Here is an 18,734-nt window from a genome sequence, read left to right as displayed (position 1 = left end):
CTCCTAATTTTATGACGGAAGATGATCATGAACTACGAAGATCGCGATACCTATGGTATCTACAAACACAAACCCGGCCACGCAAAGGGCCCCGGTCCCCAGTTGATGGGCGCCGACACCCTGATTGGAAATGAGGTCTTCAACCAGAAAGAAGAAGATTTGGGTGAAATCAAGGAAATCATGCTGGACACGGCCACAGGCAGAGTGAGCTATGCGGTGTTGACCTTTGGCGGTTTCCTCGGTATGGGGGAAAAGCTTTTTGCGGTACCTTGGAGTGCGTTGAAGCTGGATACGGCGAACAAGCGCTTTGTGCTAAATGTGGAGAAGGATCGCCTCAAAAATGCACCAGGTTTCGATAAGAACGATTGGCCCGACATGGCAGATCAATCTTGGGTTGATAAAATTCATTCTTATTATAAAACTAGACCTTACTTAGACCAGCCGAGCATGTGACTCAAGACTTGTAAAAAATAGGGCTATGAAGCCGATGGTGCGGAGAGAGGCCGTGGTCCGGCTCTCGCTTTTCTTTTCCGGTGAAGCGGATTGTCTTGTATCGACTTCATCAGGTTTTGGTTTATTTTATAACAAGGGGAAATAATCAATGGATGCGGATTATGATATTTTCGAAATTGTCGCAGTCATACGTGATTTCTGGCTCGTAGATTCGGAGTCTTATCAGCGAAGGTATCGCACCAACCACGGACAGGCCTTGACGCCAGGCTATTATGTCGTCAACTGGCCGGAACATATTCGGGCAAGGCGATTTACCGATCACGCCGCTTTTCATGGACCGTTCAAATTACGCAGGGAGGCGCAAGCGGCCCTCGAGTGGATGCATAACGAGAGGGAGCACTTTTTGACAAGATCAGCCGAGGTATCGTCTTTTGCGGCTCCGAATGCTAACCGGCTCAAAGTGAAGAAAGCCGGTTCGCAAAAGCTGCGGCTGGTAAATCCGCAAAAGTTAGGTAAACCGTTTGCAGCTAAAAACTGTATAAATCGGGATTACCACCCGTCCGCCGAATACCGGAAAACCGGAAAAATGACCGCGCAATAACTAGGCTTATCCGGATATTAGTGATAGTTGCAGCAACATGGGAAAGCCTCGACCGCATTTCCTCATCGGAGAGATAAGACTGCTGCTTGTTATTGACGTAGGGGAGCATGCGGCCTATCTGGATTATCAGAATCGCCGTGCATAAGAACGAAAAACCCGCAACGCCTCGCCTCAACCCAAATCCGGCTTTGTCGCATCCGGATCATACAATGACTGACGTTCACCTTGGACCATCGTCTCGGGCAGAATGCCGGTATAGCGGCCAAAACATATTGATATTAACCATTTGAGGAGTTCAACCATGAAAAAATTCGCCATTACTTCCATTTTGATGATGGCTTTCTTGCCGGTTGCCGCCGGCATGGCTGCCACGGATCAAGCAACGGGTTCTGCAACCGGAACTAACATTGACCAATCTCATCCGGGATCCACTCTGTCTGCTTCTGAAAATGCCTCCGCTAAACATTTGTCGGCGGCTGCGGCTCATGAACAAGCCGCAATGCATCATAAGGCCGCCGCTAACGCTCGGCAGCCGGAACAAGCAAAGGCACATGCCAGGGCCGCGGAGAAAGCTTCTAGAGAGGCTTGTGAAAAAAGCAAAGAAGCCGTGAAATCTCAGCATGGCGAGTAATCAGACGTGAACTCAATGGCGCGCGCCTAACGCCGTAAACTGAGAGGCTTCTGACTGCAACGCTGCCCTGTCGATAGATACTGTGTTTGGCCGGCACTGCTGCAATTTTGGGATAGGTGTAGCGGGCTATTAATAACCCGCCGCCCCTTTGTGATGCCGCAACATATAGTCTGTTATTGCGCGGCTTTCAGATGTGTTACAGCTTCTTCGGCGGATTTCTTCGCTAAGTCGGCATGCTGCATGGTACTGTGATCAACAACATTATTCAGGCTCGTGATACCGGCATCCAGGTGCTGATCGGCAGCCTTCGCGTGCGTCTAAAAATTTTTGAGAACATCTCGTTACTGATGGGCGGCAGGCCAACCGATCCGGCTTTGCCTGCACCGCTCAGTATTGCTGGTTTTATTGGTCTTTCTTAATTTCCTGCTTGAGATCACCATAGCCCTTCTGAGCCTTGCCGAGATTCTTTTGGACATTTCCTTCTATCTGCATACCTTTGTCGTCCAGTATCACGCCGGTGGCTTCCTTCATTTTACCTTTGGTTTCTTCGATTCGGCCCTTTACTTGATCATTGTTCGGAGGGATCGGGACTAGGCTTTCTTCAGCATAAACACTAAACCAGCAGAAAGCCATAACGAAGCCCATCCATAATTCGGCGAGTTTTATTCCGGTAAATTTCATGTGCATTTCCTGTATAACTTTTTGGGAGCATTACATTGTAGCCGTGCAGCGGGTCAGTCTGACTGGACTCGGCTGCACGACTAAACAGTGCTTGTTTTATTTGTCTTTCTTAATATCATCCTTTAGGTCGCCAAAACCCGCCCGCGCTTTACCCACGTTCTTTTGGACTTTTCCTTCTATTTCCATTGTCTCGTCATCCAGTAGTTTACCGGTGACTTCCTTGACTTTACCTTTGGTCTCTTCGACTCGGCCTTTTACTTGATCTTTATTCATGAGTGTCTCCTGATAATAAATTTTTCTCCATGACCCGATAGCCATGGTGTCTGAGCGTGGGATGACATTACCCATCACTTGTTCAAACATTACGCCCAAAACTAAACTCGGTCTGTGCTTTAGCGTACTTAGACTGTTAAAAAATGTGAAAAACTTTCCAGATTAGGGAGTCTTTTCTATGCAGGCTGGATTCATCGCATCAATACGTAAGCGAGGGGGGGGCGCAATGCCATTAAGTTAAGAGAAGCTTCGCGCCTTCTCCCTTCGGGAGAAGGCTGGGATGAGGGGATCAAAATAAAGTATTTTTCCTTATTTTTGATCCTCCTCACCCCAACCCTCTCCAGCAGGAGAGGGAGCTTTCTTCTTAACTTAACGGTATTGCCCCACCCCCTGGTAGCCTCTTCCCGGTCATTTCTGTATCACAAACCGTTTCAATTGATACGAAATTTGTTTCATTATAAAAACATGAAACATAATCGTTCAAGAATGCGGATTACAAGCGGACAGCATCGCGAATAAAATTACCCATACGATGCCATTAGGACACCATAACCGATCAAACATTCAGGAAGAGGTCAAAAAATATGAGAAAGCGCCTAGAAAACTGGCGGCATACGTTGTATCAGATCATCTATCAGGCCAACACGCCGGCCGGAAAAGGCTTCGATATCATGCTGATCATTTTGATCCTGGCCAGCGTGTTGACGATCATGCTGGACAGCGTTGCCGAAATCCATCAGCAATATAGAGACGAACTTTACGCTGCGGAATGGCTATTCACGATCTTGTTTACGCTCGAATACGGTCTGCGCATCTTCTGCATCCACAAGCCGATCAAATATATCGGCAGTTTCTACGGCATCATAGACCTGTTGTCGATCATCCCATCCTACCTGAGCCTCTTGCTTCCCGGCGCTCATTATCTGCAGGTCATTCGCGTCCTGAGAGTGCTGCGTGTGTTTCGGGTGCTCAAACTGGTCCGCTTCATCAACCAGGCCAATATGCTCGTCAATGCATTGTTGGCCAGCCGGCTCAAGATCGCCATTTTCATGTTTACCATCTGCACGCTGTTGATCGTATTCGGCTCGGCAATGTATCTGATCGAAGGTCCGGAAAACGGCTTCACGAACATCCCGGTCAGCATCTACTGGTCGGTTGTGACGCTGACCACGGTCGGCTTCGGCGACATCACCCCCAAGACCGATCTCGGCCGCGCCGTCTCGGCTATCGTGATGATCAGCGGCTACGCGATCATCGCGGTACCGACCGGCATATTCACCGCAGAATTATCGAAGGAAATGAAAAAACAGCACAAGGCCGATCAGCGAATCTGCCCGCGCTGTCGGCATCCCGGCCATGAACCGGATGCCAATTATTGCCGTATCTGCGGCACGGAGTTGCCGCCCTCGCCTTAACCCGGTCAAGATCAGCGCGGGAACGTCTCGATCTGCGTGCTGATTTCCGGCACCTTATCCTTATCGAGCCTACCGGGCTCGGGAGAGTAGAGATTGGCCGTAGCGCAGGCGATGGCCCATTTAATGCAGTCTTCCCATCGCAAGCCGCGATGCGTTCCGATCGCCAGCCCCGCAACCAGCGCATCGCCACAGCCGATTTGAGTCATGATTGGCTCCGGGCAATGTCTGAGACAAGCCGCAAATGCGCTGTCTTCGTCAACCGCAATAACGCCTTTGTTTCCCAGAGAAATGCAGATTTTCGCAATGCCCTGGCCGAGCAACGCGCGCGCCGTCTCCAGCACCTCTCGGTCGTTCGTTAAGGCGCGGCCAGTCAACTCTTCCAGTTCCTGCATATTGGGCTTGATCAGATAGGGTTCGGCCTTGGCGCCTTCCGCCAAACCTTGGCCGCTGCTGTCCAATAAGGTGATGGCCGCCTTTCGGCGGCAAGTTGCGATCAACATCCGATAAAAGTCATTTGGCGCGCCGGGCGGCAGACTGCCGGAAAAAATCACAATATCTCCGGCATTGACGGAACGCTCGACTTTTTCGATCAGCTTCGCACAATCATCAGGCGTTACCCGATAACCCGAGGTTCGAATATGCGTTTCCCGACCCGCCGCCTGATCGGTCAAGGTGATGTTGGTTCGGGTCTTGCCTTCGACCGCGATCAAATCGGCATGTAGCAAAGCGGAGTTCAACGCCTCGAACAAGCCGATCGATTGACGCCCGGCGAATCCCAAGCATGTTACCGGATACCCCAAAGACTCGACCGCCTTCGCGACATTGATGCCCTTGCCGCAGGCATACTCGCAGCTCTTTGTCGCCTGTAGATTATCCTGATAGCCCAATCCGTTCGCTTCGATCAGCCAGTCGACCGCGGTGTTGGCGGTAACCGTTATTATTTTCGACATGGTATGTCCGAGTATAAAAGCCCTCAACCACTGAACAAAGCCCAGCCGCCCATAAAAACCGGCTCCTTGATTTAAGAAAAGCCGTTCAGCAAAAATTAAGGGGACGCAGCATAGGATACTCGTAAATCATAGCGGAGAGCCTATATGAAACGCAAAATTCCAAAATACCGGAGACTTGTCTCGATCTTATTTTTGCTCCCGGCCTTAACCGGCTGCTATGCGCCCGCCTATTATCCCTACGATACAGTTTACGGTGAAAACAGGCCATACAACCGCGGCTATGCCAACCTGCCTTATGGACAGAATTATCCAAACAGGTCCGGACAGCAAGGTTACTACGGGCAGGATAACTATGGACAAGGCTACCGCGGCCATCATGACGATGATGACGGCGACGATGATAATTACAGGGAAAGACGATATGAGCAAAATCGCCAGCGGCAAGGCTATCCGTACGGCGGTTATTACGGGCAATGAAGAAAAATCAAATGCCCGCGAAAGCGGAAATCATGATAAACGGCAAAGATGTAAATGACATGGGTAGCCGTTGGAATATTGGCTAAAATATCCATTTTCTTCTCGTGAATTTTTTCTGGAAGTTACATTGAATCAGTAATCGGGCGCAACGTAGGCAATACGGACCGCCGAACCTTCCGCGACAGGTTGCGGAAGGCGCAATCCTTCCGCAACCCCTTCATTCTATCTGGCCGTATTGCGACCGCCTAAATGCCGTTCATGAAAACATTTCGCTTCAGAACTGTAATGTAGCGGAGACAGAGGCATGATCGGAAAACCACAAGAATCCATGGCCGGGATCGGTCTTCGTTGACGCATTATCGCCGATAACCCGGATTTTTTTGGTATTTTCAGGATCGTCGACCGCAAAAATCATATCGATACGCTCTTCGAGGGAAGGTTTGCGGTTTTGTAAATTCTCGTCCTGGCAGCAAGTGTAGCCCGGCACATTCCCAGGCCGCAAATCCCAAATATCGACGTATTGGGCTGCGGTAAATTGTTTGTAAGGGGTGATGATCTCTGGGGTCGGGTCTCCCTGCGCCGGCGAGGAATTCATATCGCCAAGCAATAGGGTTTTTCTGTCCGCCATTGCTGAAAAACCAATCACCTGTGTCAATTCGTCAGCCTGGGCTGCTCGATAGTAAGCAAATGGTGGGAATGGCGGCTTCAAATCTTCCCCTTCACTTCCAGATGCGTATTGAATATACGGTAAGCCTTGCCCGCAATCTTTGCATCGATTGCGATAAAACCTCTTTCAATCCGTAACGACCTGATCGGCTCCGGCAATTGCGCTTCGGCAGCGGTTTGATAGTTACAGCCGTCAACCGAAGGAAGTTGACATTGGAAATCAACAGGCATGGCATCGATGCCTTCACGGACCAGGATGGCATCCCGGTCGACTGCAACCAAGAATACAGTCGCTTTATCAACAACAAAAGGGATACCTGGAGGCAAATTTTCTGAAAATTTGATTTTTTCCAGATCAAGATTTTTGACCGAAGCGGCCTTTTTGTATTTGACGCCATTCTTTTTCAAAGCCGTCAACGTCAAATCCAGATGATCTGGTGAAAGCATCGGCTATCTGCGGATAGCTCGCATCCATCATTATCATTCGGATTAAAATCCTGACAACGCAATTCCCATACTTCCTGTAAAGCGAGAACATCGGGCGACCGCTTCACAATCGCCGTGGCTCGGGCTCGCGAGCGAAAATCGCTTTTTGCGGCCTGCTTCAGGACCGCAACCAAACCCTGATTGAAAGCGACGGGATTCGTCGTTGATATGATAGGGGCTAAATCGGCTCCTAAATACTGGTTCAGCGTCATTACGTTAATCTTGTCGTCTGCCCAGGCCGAAAATGCGAGCAAGGTCAAAAAGACGTTTGTAAAGCATCGATATAACGATCTCATCCGATTTCTCCCAACAGCATATTTATTATTAATTTTTGGAACATCCGGACGAGCCGCTATACTACTTTATCTTTGACATTCAATTCGTATAAATACCGATATAGCGTCAATCAGCTCATTGGAACTTACCCAATCGTCGGCTAATCCGAGATAAAACTTGATAAATTTTATTGAAGATGCTTGCAACGTCTTTTATAAGTCCCGTTTTTTTAAAGCAGGATCACTCTCATGAAACAATTACATCGAATTGTTCGCAAAGGGCAATCTCATTGGGTCGGTGACGGTTTTCCGGTCCGTACGCTGTTTTCCTATAATACGCCCGACGCCGAAGTCAGTCCCTTCCTGTTGCTGGATTATGCCGGCCCCGCCGAGTTTACGCCCGCATCGAAGCCAAGAGGCGTAGGCTTCCATCCGCATCGGGGTTTTGAAACCGTCACGATTCTCTATCAGGGCGAAGTAGAACACCACGATACGGCAGGCAATGGCGGCTTTATCGGTCCCGGCGACGTGCAGTGGATGACCGCCGCGAAAGGCCTCTTGCATGAAGAAATGCACTCGGCCGCCTTTACCCGACAAGGCGGAGTCTTTGAAGCGGTACAGCTTTGGGTGAATTTACCCGCGAAATTCAAGATGGAGAACCCCCGCTATCAGTCGATTCTGAAGGCGGATATTCCGTCGATAAAGCCGGATCAACACGGCAGCCTTATCCGGGTGATCGCGGGCGCTTATCATGACGTGAAAGGGCCGGCGCGTACCTACACGCCGATCGATTTATGGGATTTGCGTCTGGCCGTCGAACAAACGCTCGCATTCGATCTGCCCGAAACGCATACAACGATAGTGTTCGCGTTGAAGGGCTGCGTGGAAATCAATCGCACCGCTACCTTGAACGATACGGAAGTGGCGCTGTTCGATCGAAAAGGCGAAACGATTGCGCTGACTGCCCGCAAGGATTCGACTTTGCTGATCATGAGCGGGGAACCGATCAACGAGCCGATTGCCGGCTACGGCCCATTCGTGATGAATACGCAGGCGGAAATCAGGCAGGCCATGGCCGATTTCAACTACCGCTAGCATCCGAAAATGACCCGATAACATGTTTACAAGGCAGTTCGGCAATCCAGGGCCGGTCCTTGTACGCGCCCTGCTTTTCGCGGCCTTGGCCGGGTTGATGGCGGCCGGATGCGATTTACCAAAGCAGGGACGGTTGCACGATATCAGCGGCCATCTGCCGAATCTGCAATTCTCGCTGAAGTCCGACACCGGCCAAGCGGTCACAAATTTTACCTACCGAGGCTACGTTGTTTTCTTATTCTTCGGCTTCACTCATTGTCATGACGAATGCCCAACGGCCATGTCCCGCTTGGCGGCACTGTTGCCGCATCTCGGCGATAAGGCGAAAGACGTCCGTATTCTATTCGTGACGTTGAATCCCGATCGCGATACGCCTGAGATTTTGCACCGCTATGCGACAACATTCGATCCTGTCCATGCGATCGGCCTGACCGGCAACGAAGACGAAATCGAAGGTCTCGTGAAACGCTACCGGATCGCTTATCGCCCCGGCAAATCGGATTCCGACGATATCGTCCACAGTGTCGCCGTCTATGTTTTTGATCCTGAGGGGCGCGCCCGCCTGCTGATAAGGCCGGAAGATTCAAACGAAGCGGTGGCAAACGCTGTGCTGCCTCTGCTGAATTCGGCAGGATGACTTTCATGCCGGCCCACAGCCTGTGTCAAACCTGCGTTAGAAATGGGGAAAACCCATGATGTGGCTACAGTGGCTCATCCCTTGGGAAGCATCGGCGAGCATCCTGTTCGTCACTATCCTGACGGCAAGTCTATTTGTCAGGGGATGCCGAAAAATTAAGCAGTCTTTGCCGCAAAAAATAGCCTTTGGGGTTGGCCTGTTATCGATGTACGCCGTTACCCAGACCCAAGCGGACTATTTCGCCGAGCATGAATTTTTCGTCCATCAACTGCAAAATGCCGTGCTTCACCATATCGGGCCGTTTTTAATCGTACTGGCCGGACCGAAAGACACCCTGTTCGCCGGTTTACCCATCACCGGGAAACGGTTGATTGTCGGGCTTTCTCACTGGCTACCGGCTCAAGCCCTTGTTAAGCTGCTGTTTCATCCTGTCGCGGCCGTGTTGATGTTTGCGGGTTTGATCGTTTTTTGGCTACTGCCGTCCGTACACTTCATCGCGATGCTCGACTGGCGCTTATATCGGCTGATGAACTGGAGCATGGCGCTGAACGGCCTGATGTTTTGGGGAGCCGTACTGAATTCAAAGGCCGGGAGATCTGCCGGCTGCCGTATCGCAATGATGCTGGCCGTCATTCCGCCGCAAATTCTGATCGGCGCCATCATCTTTTTTACGGTGCGGGAGCTGTATCCGATTTATACCTTATGCGGACGGGCTTTCGCCGGCATCAGCTCGATCGCCGACCAACAGATCGGCGGTTTGATTCTCTGGACACAAGGAGCGATGATGGGTATCGCCGGCATATTGATCGTGATTCAACAGGAGCTGCGGCAATCGCCATCGGCTGTGGACACCCGCCTACCGGTAGAAAAAAGACCCGGCTTATAAACCCGCGAGACCGTTTCAGGGGCTCTTCCGTAGCGCGCTTCGCAACGAAGCCACCTGACGTTCCGTGACCGGAGAGGCGGTATTGCCCCAGGTGTTACGAATAAAACTCAGCACCTCGGCGATCTGCCGGTCGGTGAATTTTTTTGCGAAACTCGGCATTTTATGCGGCTTTAGGCCGGCGCCCTTCTCCGCAGTCTTGCCGCCCTCGAGTAGCAGCCTGATCAGCGACGTCGCGTTTTCGGCAAGAACGATAGAATTGCCGGCGAGTTTCGGAAACTTGTCGGGTTCGCCATCGCCGGTTATCCGGTGGCATTTCGCACAGTGTGATTCATAGAGCCCCGCTCCGGGACGCTCGACGGCTCCGCTCACCAAGGCCGACTGCTTGACGGCAACATCCGGTTTATCGGGCTGATAGGACGCTTTTTCGCCGTGCGCGGACAGCCACTTTAGGTAATGAGCGATCGCTTGCAAATCGTCATCACGCAAATATTGCATGCTGTTTTCGATCACATCGGTCATGCTGCCAAATGCGGCAATCCCCGCGCCGTGTCCGGTTTTCAGGAAGCGTGCTATGTCGGCTTCCTGCCATCGTTCCAAGCCGGAAGCAGGATCCCCTCTCAGGTTCGCCGCGAACCAGTTGTCCACCAAAGCCCCGCTTAAATACTTGGGCGATGCTTCCGAATAGGCAGTTTCCTGGAAGGCAAGTCCGCGCGGAGTATGGCAGGCGCCGCAATGGCCGAGCGATTGCACCAGATAGGCGCCGCGATTCCACTCTGCATCGCGATCATCCAGCGGTTTGAAGCGCTCGTGCTTAACGAAAGCCAAATCCCAGAAAAACAGACTGAAACGTATGTTGAACGGGAAGGGCAGCCGGGTTTCCGGCGGATTGTGATTGACCGGCGCCACTTCATGCATGAAATAGTCGTAAAGGGCCCGCATGTCCTCGTCGGTAATCGCCGTGAACGACGGATAAGGCATCGCGGGATAGAGGCGCCTGCCATCCTTGGCAATGCCGTTGCGGACGGCGCGCATGAAATCGTCCAAAGTATACTTGCCGATGCCATGAATAGGGTTCGGCGTAATATTCGTCGAATAAATGATGCCGAAAGGCGAATTGATCGGCAGTCCTCCGGCAAACGGCGCCTCTTTCGGTCCGGCCGTATGACAGGCGATACAGTCTCCTGCCCTGGCCAAATAGGCGCCTCGGCTGATGTTCGAGGAATCGGCCGGCGACGCCATGGCAACGCCGTAGAACAGCGTCGTTCCGGCAACGGTTGCCGCCCATTTTAACGAAGTGATGAGACGTGATTTGAATGGCATGACGCTAGTACCATGAACTGCAAAGCGGTACGAAGAGCAGGGCGCACGCGTTAAAGACAACCGCAATGAGGAAAATAAAGCTCGACATCAGGCTAAGCTTAACTAAAAAGCGGCTCCGGTTCTTGTTCGACTCGACGGAAAAGCCCACGGCCTCGGACGGCCGGCGCGCTATCAGCCGCCACGAGTCCCAGGCAACGAACCCCGACAGCAGCGCGACGACGAGGCAAATGAGACTGACTGCTGCCAATACGCCAGGCAATCCTTCCCAGATCGGCTTGGATAACGGCGCCTGATAGGGATAACAGGCATGCGCGACAAGCGGCTCGCTCAACATCAGTTGCGCCAGCCACGCGGACGGAGCGCCGAACAACCCCAGCAGGGTGCGCATCGCGCCGAACCGGCCGCGGCGGACATCTGTTGGGGCGATTGACGGATCGAATTCTGGCACTGGACTCATAGCTTCTACTACAGATAAGGCAACAGATACAGGGTTGAAAATACGAACAGCCAGACCATATCGACAAAATGCCAGTACAATCCTCCGACCGTCACCGCGGCATACTGTCTGTGATCGAAATAACCGAGCGCGATCCAGATCAGCAGCAGCATCAAAATGACGAGCCCGACCAGCACGTGCAGCAGGTGAAAGCCAGTAATCGTGAAATACAGCGAACCATAGAGATGAGATGTCATATCGTAAGGTTTTTTGTGCCATTCGCTAAGCTGTATCAGCACGAAGCACGCGCCCAGCACGGTCGCCATTGTCATAAACGCAAGGCTCCAGCGCGGCTGTCTGAAGCGCAGATAACATTCGCTCGCCCAAACGAACAGGCTGCTGGTCAGCAATATCAGCGTATTGACACCGGGAATCAGCAAACTGGGCAAGCCTTCGGGCGGCCAATGTTGTTCGGTTTGAGAGGCCAGATAGAAATAGGTAAACAGCAAGTAGCCGAACAGCGACGCTTCGGTCACGATCAGCGCCACCATGCCCCACCAGCCGCCCGAACGCTTGCCTGCGCTTCCCACCGGCAAGGGTTTGTCCGCCGAAGTCGTCTCAATCATGATTTTTCTCCCTCATGGGCTCGCGCCTCGGCACACGCTGAGCCAGACTCGTTCTCGGCCACATCCAGACCGTCAACGCCAAACCGGCAGCGAGCGTCATTAGCAAGGTAAACTGTCGCCAATCCAGCAGTAAGCCGGCAAAAGCCAGTGTGCTAGCCAGTCCCAGAAAAAACGGCGTATAGGAGTCATCCGGCATCTTCAGTATAACGTCCGGTTTGGCATCGAGCGGCGTCGTACCAAGCGTTTCCCGTCCTTGCATCAATAAATAGCCTTCCAGAAGACTGGAACGTCGTTCGCCTTCATCGAGCCGGTCTTCCCATAACGGATGCCGACTGGCGATTAACGGGATCACCGCGAAGTTGTAGGGCGGCGGCGGAGAAGGGATTGCCCATTCCAATGTGGATGCATCCCAGGGATTCTGCGCCGCCAAGGCGCCGCGCCTCAGGCTGATAACCAAATTGACCAAAAAGATCAGAATGCCCGACGCAAAAATGAATGATCCGATCGATGTGATCAGATTGACGGTATTCCAGCCCATGTTCGGCGCATAGGTATAAATCCGCCGCGGCATGCCCAAGAGGCCTGCCAGATGCATCGGAAAAAAGCCCAGATTGAAACCGATAAACATGACCCAGAAGCTCCATTTTCCCCAGGTTTCATTCATCATGCGGCCGAAAAATTTCGGAAACCAGTAATAGATTCCGCCCACCACCGGAAATACATTGATACCGAGCAAAACGTAGTGCAAATGAGCAACGACGAAGTACGTTTCGTTCAGTTGAAAATCAAAAGGAACCGCCGCCGTCATCACGCCGGAAAGCCCCCCGACCACAAACAGGAGGACAAAACCCGCAAAAAACAGAAACGGCGTGCTGAATACCGGGCGTCCGAGCCAGATCGTCGCGATCCAAGCAAATACCGCCACCGCACTCGGAATCGAAATCACCATGCTGGTCGCCCCGAAAAACGACAGTGCGAGCGTCGGCAGGCCGGTCGCGAACATATGGTGGATCCAGACGCCGAAACCGAGCAGCATCGTTGCCATCGTCGACAGCGCTACGGCCGAATAACCCACGAGCGGACGGCGGCAAAAAGTCGGCAGTGCGTCGGAGACAATTCCCATGGCGGGAAGCACGACCGCATAAACCCACGGATGGCCGAACATCCAGAATAAGTGCTGCCACAGCATGGGTTTGCCGCCGTTGATCGCATCGAAGAAATGCGTACTCGCGTTCCGGTCCAGCCACAAGAGAAAAAAAGCGAGACTGGCCGAGGGAACCGCGAACACGTTGGCGACCGAAGCCGTCAGCGTCCCCCATACCAGGATAGGCACCTTGTCGATCGACATGCCGGGCGCGCGCATGCGGAATAGCGTGACGATAAAATTGATCGCGCCGACGGTGGTCGAAATGCCGAGCAGCACCATCCCGAGCGCATAGACGTCGATATTGGGCCCGGTGTTGAATTCCAGTCCGGTGAACGGCACATAGTTGAACCAGCCAGCATTCGGTCCTTCCCCCAGGGGAAAGCTGGCGTAGAGAAAGATGCCGGCAAACAGGAATAGCCAGTAAGAAAGCGCATTCAGCCGCGGAAACGCCATGTCTCGAGAACCCAGCATGAGTGGCCATAGGTAGTTCGAAAACCCGGACAGCACCGGCAGCGAGTACAGGAAAATCATCGTCACGCCGTGCATCGTGAAGAGCTGATTGTACTGCTCGGGCGTCAAGAGAGTCTGCTCCGGGCGCGCAAGTTGCAGGCGCATGATCAAGGCTTCGATACCGCCCATCAGCAAAAAAATGAAGGCGGTGACAAGGTAGCGCAGACCGATTTCTTTATGGTCAACCGTCGACAGCCAGCCGCGCCAACCGGGCGCCGATTCCCAAATCTCGGCGAGCCGCATTTCGGCGGCCGAGCCGATAGGCGCGGAGCCCACTTCGGGCACGCGGGAGAGCCTCGGTTCGGGCGTGCTTTCCACTGCGTCTTTCATGGGCGGCGCTCCTAATTGAGTGTCGATAAAAATGCCGACAGCGCGGCGATTTCGCTGGATGATAACTCAAAACCGGGCATTCGATCTCCCGGTTTGAGCTTCTGAACATGCATAATCCATTCGACCTGATGTTCGGGCGTATTGGTCAATAAACCGGCCGCGATCAGGCGGCGGGAATTCAAATGCGTCAAATCGGGGGCATGTGCGCCTGCCGCGCCGATCCCCCTAACCGAATGGCAGCCGGCGCAGCGCTCGATAAAAAAGTGTTGTCCCGCAACGGCGTCGGCAGCGGAAGCCGGAATTACGGCTCTGCGCTGCTCGTCTTGCCACGCCCGGAAATCGGCCGGGCTTTGCGCCACAACCTCAAACCCCATATGCGCATGCTGCAGGCCGCAATATTGCGTGCATTGCCCGCGATAGATGCCTTCCACTTCGGCCTCGAGCCATTGCTCATTGGCCTGGCCGGGTATCATTTGTGTTTTCCCCGCCAGCATCGGGACCCAAAAAGCGTGAATCACATCCGCGCTTTTCAGCTTGACCAGAACAGGCAAGCCGATCGGGATATGAATTTCGTTGGCGGTCACAAAACGGCGGGCAGGATCGTTATCCTCGTATTCGACTTTCCACCACCAGTCATAACCCGTCACCGTCACCGTCAACGCCGGAGTGCGAGCAGGCCTGGAGATCGTATTCAGCGTAATCAGCACATAGACGGCGAGCGCGAACAAGATGCAAGTGGAAACTCCGGTTCCGATATAAATCCATCGCATTCCCTGATTGTCGCGGCCGATTGAAGCGGGCTCATCAACGGCTCGTTTTCGGAAGAGCGCGCCTGCCAACAGCAGCGCGATGATTAGGAAAACCGCAACCGCAATAGCCGCGAAGACCCATCCCAAATACATCGTGGGCGTGGAGGCCGGGCCGTAACTATGAAGAAAATAGTTAAGCGGAGCAGCTTCTGTTTCCGCCTCTGCGGCCGAGCTTAACATGGCCGCAGAGACCATTGAAAAAAAAGCGCTCCCGACCGCGGCGCAGTGTCGACATCTCAAACCGGAATCGTTCATTGGCGCCAATGGAATGATGGGAGATTTTGCTATTCGGCAGACAACTGCCTCTTGTGTGGGTGTGACCTAAATTAATACAAATTTATCCTTCGGCTTCAAAAATTTTATATCGTTGCGGACTCTCCGAGTCGTTGCGTGAAGCAACACCTTCAAAGAACGCTTTGGGGGTTTTGCGGATGCCGATCAGATTTTTTCCTTCGAATAGAACCACATCTGGTAAATGCTGACCACGATTTGCATGCCCATCGAGATGCCCATCAACGCGCCGCTGGCCACGACCACGTAGGCAAAAGCGGGAAAGGATTTGGTAATGAACCACGACATCACATCCAACAGCATCGCGGCAAAAGGAATCACGACCGCGATTCTTTTTACAATCACGTTCATATCGCATAAAAGAAATATCTTGCCGATAAAGTACAGAATGAATGCGATACCGAACAGATGGATATGGGAAACCCGGATCAGAAAAGGCACCGTCGCGCCGCCGGCATGGGCAACTTGCGACACGCCCGCGAAGTTTGTCAGATCAGGTAAGGATGGATTGATGGCCGGCGTATGACAAGTTATGCAATCGCGGTTCAGGATCGGCGCGATCCGTTCTTTATATTCCGCTTCCTCGGCGCCATTCTGTATCCATCTCAGAATAACATCCTTATCGCTTTTATATTTCAAGTTCGGCTCCATGATACCCTTGATCGCGGAACCCAGGCGGGTTTGGTTATGTGAGCCGTGATATGCGATCATCACGTCGTCAATTGATAGGCCGGCCTTGGTGTCGCGGCCTTGGTGCGTGTAATACATGTTCGCGAGAGCGACAATGTATCCGATTCCTATTGTCAATAAAAAAGCGGTATTCAGAATTCTTTCGCTGACCGAAATATCTCTGAAACGCCGATAAGTCCCTGAGCGCCGATCGCTTTCGGAACGACTACGATAAGACTCTCCCATGATGATCTCCGGATTGACGAATGTGCAGGTAAATTACGATTTTATACGAACAAAGCCATTCGCTGAACGAACAAAATTTGCCGCATGGATTTATAAATGAAAAATGAGCGCGTAAACAAATCAGCAGATCGCCCCGGCGGCAAAAACACTTTTGATGCCGGAACGATGGACGAAATGAAGGTTTAGAACATCAGCCAGCCGTTTAAAAATAGCGTGTTATTGCTGCTTGCGTTTCTGCCCGAACCATCATAGTTATACTCCGCGCCGTCAAATTTGGTGTAGGCGGCGTATTGCAAGGCGAAACGCAAATTTAACCACGGCGCGAGGGTCGAGTTGGATTTACCGAAAGGCACATAATCAAGTTCGGCGATAAAACCTTCGCTGTTCGGTTTATTGGCGGTGTTGCCCCCGTAAAGCAGCGGGTCGTACGAACCCGTGGTTCTGAAATAACCCAGATTTACGGTGTAGGTTTGATCGTAGGTATAGGAAGCATTCGAGTGCAATGAAAACAGCCGATTGTTTATATTCGCGTTATTGCCGAATTGATAGCCGGCCCCGAGCTTTTGATCTTCCCGGATGTAAGAGGCCTTGTATTCGAAGATATGCTTGCCGGAACCCAAAAATTGATAATTCGCATCGACGCCCAAGTCCGAATATTCGTTCATGCCGAACATATGATCACGCCCCGGTACAATATTGGCGCGCAAACCAAAGGTTCCCACCTGAAAATAATGACCGCCGATCTGATGCTGCAATGCGAGCCGCCAATAAGGCGCACCGCCGTCGATTTTGTCCGCGGTCGCCGATTCTGCGATGCCGACATTGCGCTGAAACTGCGTAGAAAAGGAAGCATAGGCGCCGGCTTCGAGATAGAGCAGATTATTCCACATCATGTAGGCTGTCGCGCCGCCTGAATTTTGGGCCAACGCACCCTCTATCAACGTTGATGCTCCGGGTGTGTTAGTGAGCGCGGATGACGTATAAGGATAGCTCCAAGTCGGGGTGGTGTTCCACAAATCTTGAACGGTAGGACCGTTGTTGAAGGACAGGCCGTAAACAAAATCCTGACCGACCAGTTGCGTCCGGTCCGCCAAACGGATATCGGTATTATCAAGCTCCAGAATACTTTCAATATTGTTATACGTTAATTGAACGAAAGCGCCCAGTTTGGAATAAACCTTGCCCGCATAAAATAGGCTGGCTTCATCGAAAGAGCCATTATTGTTGGTGTTGTAGCCGGGCGCGGGCGCTTCCGGCAACTTGTTATCCAGGTGCGTGAAAGAACCGACCACCATCGCGCTGATCGGCGGCAACTTCGAGTTGAAATCCGAGCCGGTGCTCATCGTATAGCCGTTCAGCTTGAAATCGCGTCCCATCGGGGTCAGATTCGGGCCGAACGATTGGGTATGACAACCGGAACACGATATTCCGGTTTGACGCGCAAAACTGGCTACCGCCAGAGCGTCATGAATGGTAAATATCGATGCTGTCGACAACAGCAATAATCCCATCAAAAATGAAGTTTTCACCTTAAAAAACTCAGTTCTTTTCACAGGCGACACGGATAGTCCTGCCATTAACCCCCCTTCAACAAAGTAATATCCAAATAAAAAAGACGCTTAAAGCTCCAAATCAGCCAGATGCAAATGCTTGCCAATCGCCCCGCAAGCTGAAAAATAGCACTCACGGCGTTATGCAGAATTAACAACCTACCTGATGGGCAGAGCCAAATCAGCTTGGCTAACCAATCCATTATTCATGCCAACTTTACTAAAAAGTAAAATAAAAATATAAGATACTGTTAAAACTAGAATAACCTTATTTTTAAAATGGGAATGCGAACAGCGCCGTAGAAAATTCAGCGGTTCAAATAAACCTTGTCGGTTTAAATGCACCCTTAGACTTTGCATTCATCGAAGGAATACACATAGCTAAATACCCAATGCCGTTAAGTTAAGAAGAAAGCTCCCTCTCCTGCTGGAGAGGGTTGGGGTGAGGAGGATCAAAAATAAGGAAAAATACTTTATTTTGACCCCCTCATCCCAGCCTTCTCCCGAAGGGAGAAGGAGCGAAGCTTCTCTTAACTTAATGGCATTGGCTAAATACCGGCCTCTCCGGCATTTTTTATTCCGCCTTGTTTGGGAAGCAGCCGAAAGAGCGACGGTATGTCAATTACACGGGATGGACAGCAAAAAAAGTTATAAATCCGGCTCAAAACCACCATATTGATGTGGTTATTTTCAACCATTACCCCTGAATATTCTTGCTCATTAAGCGGATGTTTTTTTTAAAAATAATATCTTTCAAACAGATATATCACTAAATCCTTATGGCACGATTTATGTACATCTTTGATGTCGGAAAATTATTTTCGACATCAATCATAAAATCGATAACAGGACATGTGATCGATACATTATTTTCACTATTTAGGAGAGACTTATGTTAAAGATCCTAGGCACATTCTTCATTGCTTCCGTTATGTCTTTTTCTTCGTTTGCAGCCTCGGAGCAAGCAGCTTCAAAACACGAAGAAGCCGCCAAAGCTCATGAGGAAGTTGTAAAGCACCATAAAGCGGCCGCTAAACAACACAAGGCCGGCAAACATGAAGAAGCGAAGACCCATGCTGAAAATGCCAGCAAAGCTTCAGAAGCCGCAAACGTGAAAACCAAGGAAGCCGCCGAACATTCCGCCAAGTAAATAAAAGCGCCCCCGGCTTCGCATTGTCGTTGCTGGGGGCTTTTTAGAAATACCCGGTAGCCGAGAGGGTGGGTGTGAGTGCGCAAGATGATGGTACAAGCAAGTTATACGGCAGACTTCGTTA

At 51.6% G+C, this 18,734-nt stretch carries 24 protein-coding genes; 10 read left to right on the top strand and 14 right to left on the bottom strand.

Annotated elements, in window-relative coordinates:
- Positions 1–27 precede the first annotated feature (27 nt).
- From U2W12_RS10635 to U2W12_RS10625, 3 genes are all read left to right on the top strand, one after another.
- Complete coding sequence (locus U2W12_RS10635; RefSeq protein ID WP_326500660.1) at positions 28–453, top strand: PRC-barrel domain-containing protein; 426 nt, start codon at positions 28–30, stop codon at positions 451–453.
- A gap of 148 nt (positions 454–601) precedes the next feature.
- Entirely contained in the window at positions 602–1,054 is a 453-nt protein-coding gene (locus U2W12_RS10630) for a hypothetical protein (RefSeq protein ID WP_326500659.1), read from the top strand.
- A 301-nt stretch (positions 1,055–1,355) separates the two neighbouring features.
- Complete coding sequence (locus tag U2W12_RS10625) at positions 1,356–1,685, top strand: hypothetical protein (RefSeq protein WP_326500658.1); 330 nt, start codon at positions 1,356–1,358, stop codon at positions 1,683–1,685.
- 173 nt (positions 1,686–1,858) lie between these two features.
- On the opposite strand, the gene U2W12_RS10620 is transcribed toward U2W12_RS10625, so the two are convergent.
- The gene (locus tag U2W12_RS10620) at positions 1,859–1,954 is read right to left on the bottom strand and encodes a hypothetical protein (RefSeq protein WP_326500691.1); all 96 of its coding nucleotides are present in this window, start codon (positions 1,952–1,954) and stop codon (positions 1,859–1,861) included.
- Between U2W12_RS10620 and U2W12_RS10615 the strand changes: the two genes are divergently transcribed.
- Positions 1,919–2,104 carry a hypothetical protein gene (locus U2W12_RS10615; protein WP_326500657.1) on the top strand — a complete coding sequence of 62 codons (186 nt, stop codon included), beginning with the start codon at positions 1,919–1,921 and terminating at the stop codon, positions 2,102–2,104. The genes U2W12_RS10620 and U2W12_RS10615 overlap by 36 nt on opposite strands.
- On the opposite strand, the gene U2W12_RS10610 is transcribed toward U2W12_RS10615, so the two are convergent.
- Together U2W12_RS10610 and U2W12_RS10605 are read right to left on the bottom strand one after the other, a co-directional pair.
- On the bottom strand, positions 2,088–2,366 hold the full coding sequence (locus tag U2W12_RS10610; protein ID WP_326500656.1) for a CsbD family protein: 279 nt from the start codon (positions 2,364–2,366) through the stop codon (positions 2,088–2,090). The two genes, U2W12_RS10615 and U2W12_RS10610, sit on opposite strands and share 17 nt — an antisense overlap.
- 96 nt (positions 2,367–2,462) lie before the next feature.
- Complete coding sequence (locus tag U2W12_RS10605) at positions 2,463–2,639, bottom strand: CsbD family protein (RefSeq protein WP_326500655.1); 177 nt, start codon at positions 2,637–2,639, stop codon at positions 2,463–2,465.
- 584 nt (positions 2,640–3,223) lie between these two features.
- Between U2W12_RS10605 and U2W12_RS10600 the strand changes: the two genes are divergently transcribed.
- A complete protein-coding gene (locus tag U2W12_RS10600) occupies positions 3,224–4,054 on the top strand; it encodes an ion transporter (RefSeq protein ID WP_326500654.1) in 831 nt (276 codons plus the stop codon).
- Between the two features lie 11 nt (positions 4,055–4,065).
- Here U2W12_RS10600 and U2W12_RS10595 read toward each other — a convergent pair whose 3' ends face one another.
- Positions 4,066–5,004, bottom strand: coding sequence for a 1-phosphofructokinase family hexose kinase (locus U2W12_RS10595; protein ID WP_326500653.1), 939 nt, complete (start codon positions 5,002–5,004; stop codon positions 4,066–4,068).
- Between the two features lie 144 nt (positions 5,005–5,148).
- Here U2W12_RS10595 and U2W12_RS10590 point away from each other — a divergent pair, with 144 nt between their 5' ends.
- Positions 5,149–5,481 carry a hypothetical protein gene (locus tag U2W12_RS10590; protein WP_326500652.1) on the top strand — a complete coding sequence of 111 codons (333 nt, stop codon included), beginning with the start codon at positions 5,149–5,151 and terminating at the stop codon, positions 5,479–5,481.
- A gap of 274 nt (positions 5,482–5,755) precedes the next feature.
- Here U2W12_RS10590 and U2W12_RS10585 read toward each other — a convergent pair whose 3' ends face one another.
- Genes U2W12_RS10585 through U2W12_RS10575 form a run of 3 tightly spaced genes read right to left on the bottom strand, consistent with a single transcriptional unit; the run spans position 5,756 to position 6,929 of the window.
- Positions 5,756–6,136 carry a hypothetical protein gene (locus tag U2W12_RS10585; RefSeq protein ID WP_326500690.1) on the bottom strand — a complete coding sequence of 127 codons (381 nt, stop codon included), beginning with the start codon at positions 6,134–6,136 and terminating at the stop codon, positions 5,756–5,758.
- 50 nt (positions 6,137–6,186) lie between these two features.
- On the bottom strand, positions 6,187–6,594 hold the full coding sequence (locus U2W12_RS10580) for a hypothetical protein (RefSeq protein WP_326500651.1): 408 nt from the start codon (positions 6,592–6,594) through the stop codon (positions 6,187–6,189).
- Entirely contained in the window at positions 6,567–6,929 is a 363-nt protein-coding gene (locus U2W12_RS10575; protein ID WP_326500650.1) for a hypothetical protein, read from the bottom strand. The genes U2W12_RS10580 and U2W12_RS10575 overlap by 28 nt, the downstream gene beginning before the upstream one ends.
- Before the next feature lie 228 nt (positions 6,930–7,157).
- Between U2W12_RS10575 and U2W12_RS10570 the strand changes: the two genes are divergently transcribed.
- From U2W12_RS10570 to U2W12_RS10560, 3 genes are read left to right on the top strand one after another with little or no spacing between them, the layout of a single operon-like run.
- On the top strand, positions 7,158–8,003 hold the full coding sequence (locus tag U2W12_RS10570; RefSeq protein WP_326500649.1) for a pirin family protein: 846 nt from the start codon (positions 7,158–7,160) through the stop codon (positions 8,001–8,003).
- A gap of 22 nt (positions 8,004–8,025) precedes the next feature.
- Positions 8,026–8,640 carry an SCO family protein gene (locus tag U2W12_RS10565; protein ID WP_326500648.1) on the top strand — a complete coding sequence of 205 codons (615 nt, stop codon included), beginning with the start codon at positions 8,026–8,028 and terminating at the stop codon, positions 8,638–8,640.
- Positions 8,641–8,695: 55 nt separating this feature from the next.
- Positions 8,696–9,526 carry a cytochrome c oxidase assembly protein gene (locus U2W12_RS10560; protein ID WP_326500647.1) on the top strand — a complete coding sequence of 277 codons (831 nt, stop codon included), beginning with the start codon at positions 8,696–8,698 and terminating at the stop codon, positions 9,524–9,526.
- Between the two features lie 15 nt (positions 9,527–9,541).
- Here U2W12_RS10560 and U2W12_RS10555 read toward each other — a convergent pair whose 3' ends face one another.
- From U2W12_RS10555 to U2W12_RS10525, 7 genes are all read right to left on the bottom strand, one after another.
- A complete protein-coding gene (locus tag U2W12_RS10555; protein ID WP_326500646.1) occupies positions 9,542–10,846 on the bottom strand; it encodes a cytochrome c in 1,305 nt (434 codons plus the stop codon).
- A gap of 4 nt (positions 10,847–10,850) precedes the next feature.
- Positions 10,851–11,303, bottom strand: coding sequence for a hypothetical protein (locus tag U2W12_RS10550; RefSeq protein WP_326500645.1), 453 nt, complete (start codon positions 11,301–11,303; stop codon positions 10,851–10,853).
- A gap of 8 nt (positions 11,304–11,311) precedes the next feature.
- Positions 11,312–11,908, bottom strand: a complete 597-nt coding sequence (locus tag U2W12_RS10545; protein WP_326500644.1) for a cytochrome c oxidase subunit 3 — start codon at positions 11,906–11,908, stop codon at positions 11,312–11,314.
- Positions 11,901–13,895: a cytochrome c oxidase subunit I gene (ctaD, locus tag U2W12_RS10540; RefSeq protein ID WP_326500643.1), complete on the bottom strand. Its 1,995-nt coding sequence runs from the start codon at positions 13,893–13,895 to the stop codon at positions 11,901–11,903. The genes U2W12_RS10545 and ctaD overlap by 8 nt, the downstream gene beginning before the upstream one ends.
- An 11-nt stretch (positions 13,896–13,906) precedes the next feature.
- On the bottom strand, positions 13,907–14,884 hold the full coding sequence (coxB, locus tag U2W12_RS10535; protein WP_326500642.1) for a cytochrome c oxidase subunit II: 978 nt from the start codon (positions 14,882–14,884) through the stop codon (positions 13,907–13,909).
- A 258-nt stretch (positions 14,885–15,142) separates the two neighbouring features.
- On the bottom strand, positions 15,143–15,910 hold the full coding sequence (locus U2W12_RS10530; RefSeq protein ID WP_326500641.1) for a hypothetical protein: 768 nt from the start codon (positions 15,908–15,910) through the stop codon (positions 15,143–15,145).
- 182 nt (positions 15,911–16,092) lie between these two features.
- Positions 16,093–17,439 (bottom strand): cytochrome C, encoded by a 1,347-nt coding sequence (locus tag U2W12_RS10525; RefSeq protein ID WP_326500640.1) that lies wholly within the window; start codon positions 17,437–17,439, stop codon positions 16,093–16,095.
- Between the two features lie 913 nt (positions 17,440–18,352).
- On the opposite strand from U2W12_RS10525, the gene U2W12_RS10520 reads away from it, so the two are divergent.
- Positions 18,353–18,610, top strand: a complete 258-nt coding sequence (locus tag U2W12_RS10520) for a hypothetical protein (RefSeq protein WP_326500639.1) — start codon at positions 18,353–18,355, stop codon at positions 18,608–18,610.
- Positions 18,611–18,734 lie beyond the last annotated feature (124 nt).

It is taken from the genome of Methylomicrobium sp. Wu6, from assembly GCF_035916875.1.
Taxonomy (GTDB): Bacteria; Pseudomonadota; Gammaproteobacteria; order Methylococcales; family Methylomonadaceae; genus Methylomicrobium.
The sequence above is the reverse complement of the archived record's forward strand: the minus strand, read 5'-3'. Positions and strand labels throughout refer to the sequence as shown.

Coding starts and splice junctions, on each gene's coding strand:
- U2W12_RS10635 (WP_326500660.1), top strand. CDS start 28: ATGAACTACGAAGATCGCGATACCTATGGTATCTACAAACACAAACCC.
- U2W12_RS10630 (WP_326500659.1), top strand. CDS start 602: ATGGATGCGGATTATGATATTTTCGAAATTGTCGCAGTCATACGTGAT.
- U2W12_RS10625 (WP_326500658.1), top strand. CDS start 1,356: ATGAAAAAATTCGCCATTACTTCCATTTTGATGATGGCTTTCTTGCCG.
- U2W12_RS10615 (WP_326500657.1), top strand. CDS start 1,919: ATGCTGCATGGTACTGTGATCAACAACATTATTCAGGCTCGTGATACC.
- U2W12_RS10610 (WP_326500656.1), bottom strand. CDS start 2,366: ATGAAATTTACCGGAATAAAACTCGCCGAATTATGGATGGGCTTCGTT.
- U2W12_RS10605 (WP_326500655.1), bottom strand. CDS start 2,639: ATGAATAAAGATCAAGTAAAAGGCCGAGTCGAAGAGACCAAAGGTAAA.
- U2W12_RS10600 (WP_326500654.1), top strand. CDS start 3,224: ATGAGAAAGCGCCTAGAAAACTGGCGGCATACGTTGTATCAGATCATC.
- U2W12_RS10595 (WP_326500653.1), bottom strand. CDS start 5,004: ATGTCGAAAATAATAACGGTTACCGCCAACACCGCGGTCGACTGGCTG.
- U2W12_RS10590 (WP_326500652.1), top strand. CDS start 5,149: ATGAAACGCAAAATTCCAAAATACCGGAGACTTGTCTCGATCTTATTT.
- U2W12_RS10580 (WP_326500651.1), bottom strand. CDS start 6,594: ATGCTTTCACCAGATCATCTGGATTTGACGTTGACGGCTTTGAAAAAG.
- U2W12_RS10575 (WP_326500650.1), bottom strand. CDS start 6,929: ATGAGATCGTTATATCGATGCTTTACAAACGTCTTTTTGACCTTGCTC.
- U2W12_RS10570 (WP_326500649.1), top strand. CDS start 7,158: ATGAAACAATTACATCGAATTGTTCGCAAAGGGCAATCTCATTGGGTC.
- U2W12_RS10565 (WP_326500648.1), top strand. CDS start 8,026: ATGTTTACAAGGCAGTTCGGCAATCCAGGGCCGGTCCTTGTACGCGCC.
- U2W12_RS10560 (WP_326500647.1), top strand. CDS start 8,696: ATGATGTGGCTACAGTGGCTCATCCCTTGGGAAGCATCGGCGAGCATC.
- U2W12_RS10555 (WP_326500646.1), bottom strand. CDS start 10,846: ATGCCATTCAAATCACGTCTCATCACTTCGTTAAAATGGGCGGCAACC.
- U2W12_RS10550 (WP_326500645.1), bottom strand. CDS start 11,303: ATGAGTCCAGTGCCAGAATTCGATCCGTCAATCGCCCCAACAGATGTC.
- U2W12_RS10545 (WP_326500644.1), bottom strand. CDS start 11,908: ATGATTGAGACGACTTCGGCGGACAAACCCTTGCCGGTGGGAAGCGCA.
- ctaD (WP_326500643.1), bottom strand. CDS start 13,895: ATGAAAGACGCAGTGGAAAGCACGCCCGAACCGAGGCTCTCCCGCGTG.
- coxB (WP_326500642.1), bottom strand. CDS start 14,884: ATGTTAAGCTCGGCCGCAGAGGCGGAAACAGAAGCTGCTCCGCTTAAC.
- U2W12_RS10530 (WP_326500641.1), bottom strand. CDS start 15,910: ATGGGAGAGTCTTATCGTAGTCGTTCCGAAAGCGATCGGCGCTCAGGG.
- U2W12_RS10520 (WP_326500639.1), top strand. CDS start 18,353: ATGTTAAAGATCCTAGGCACATTCTTCATTGCTTCCGTTATGTCTTTT.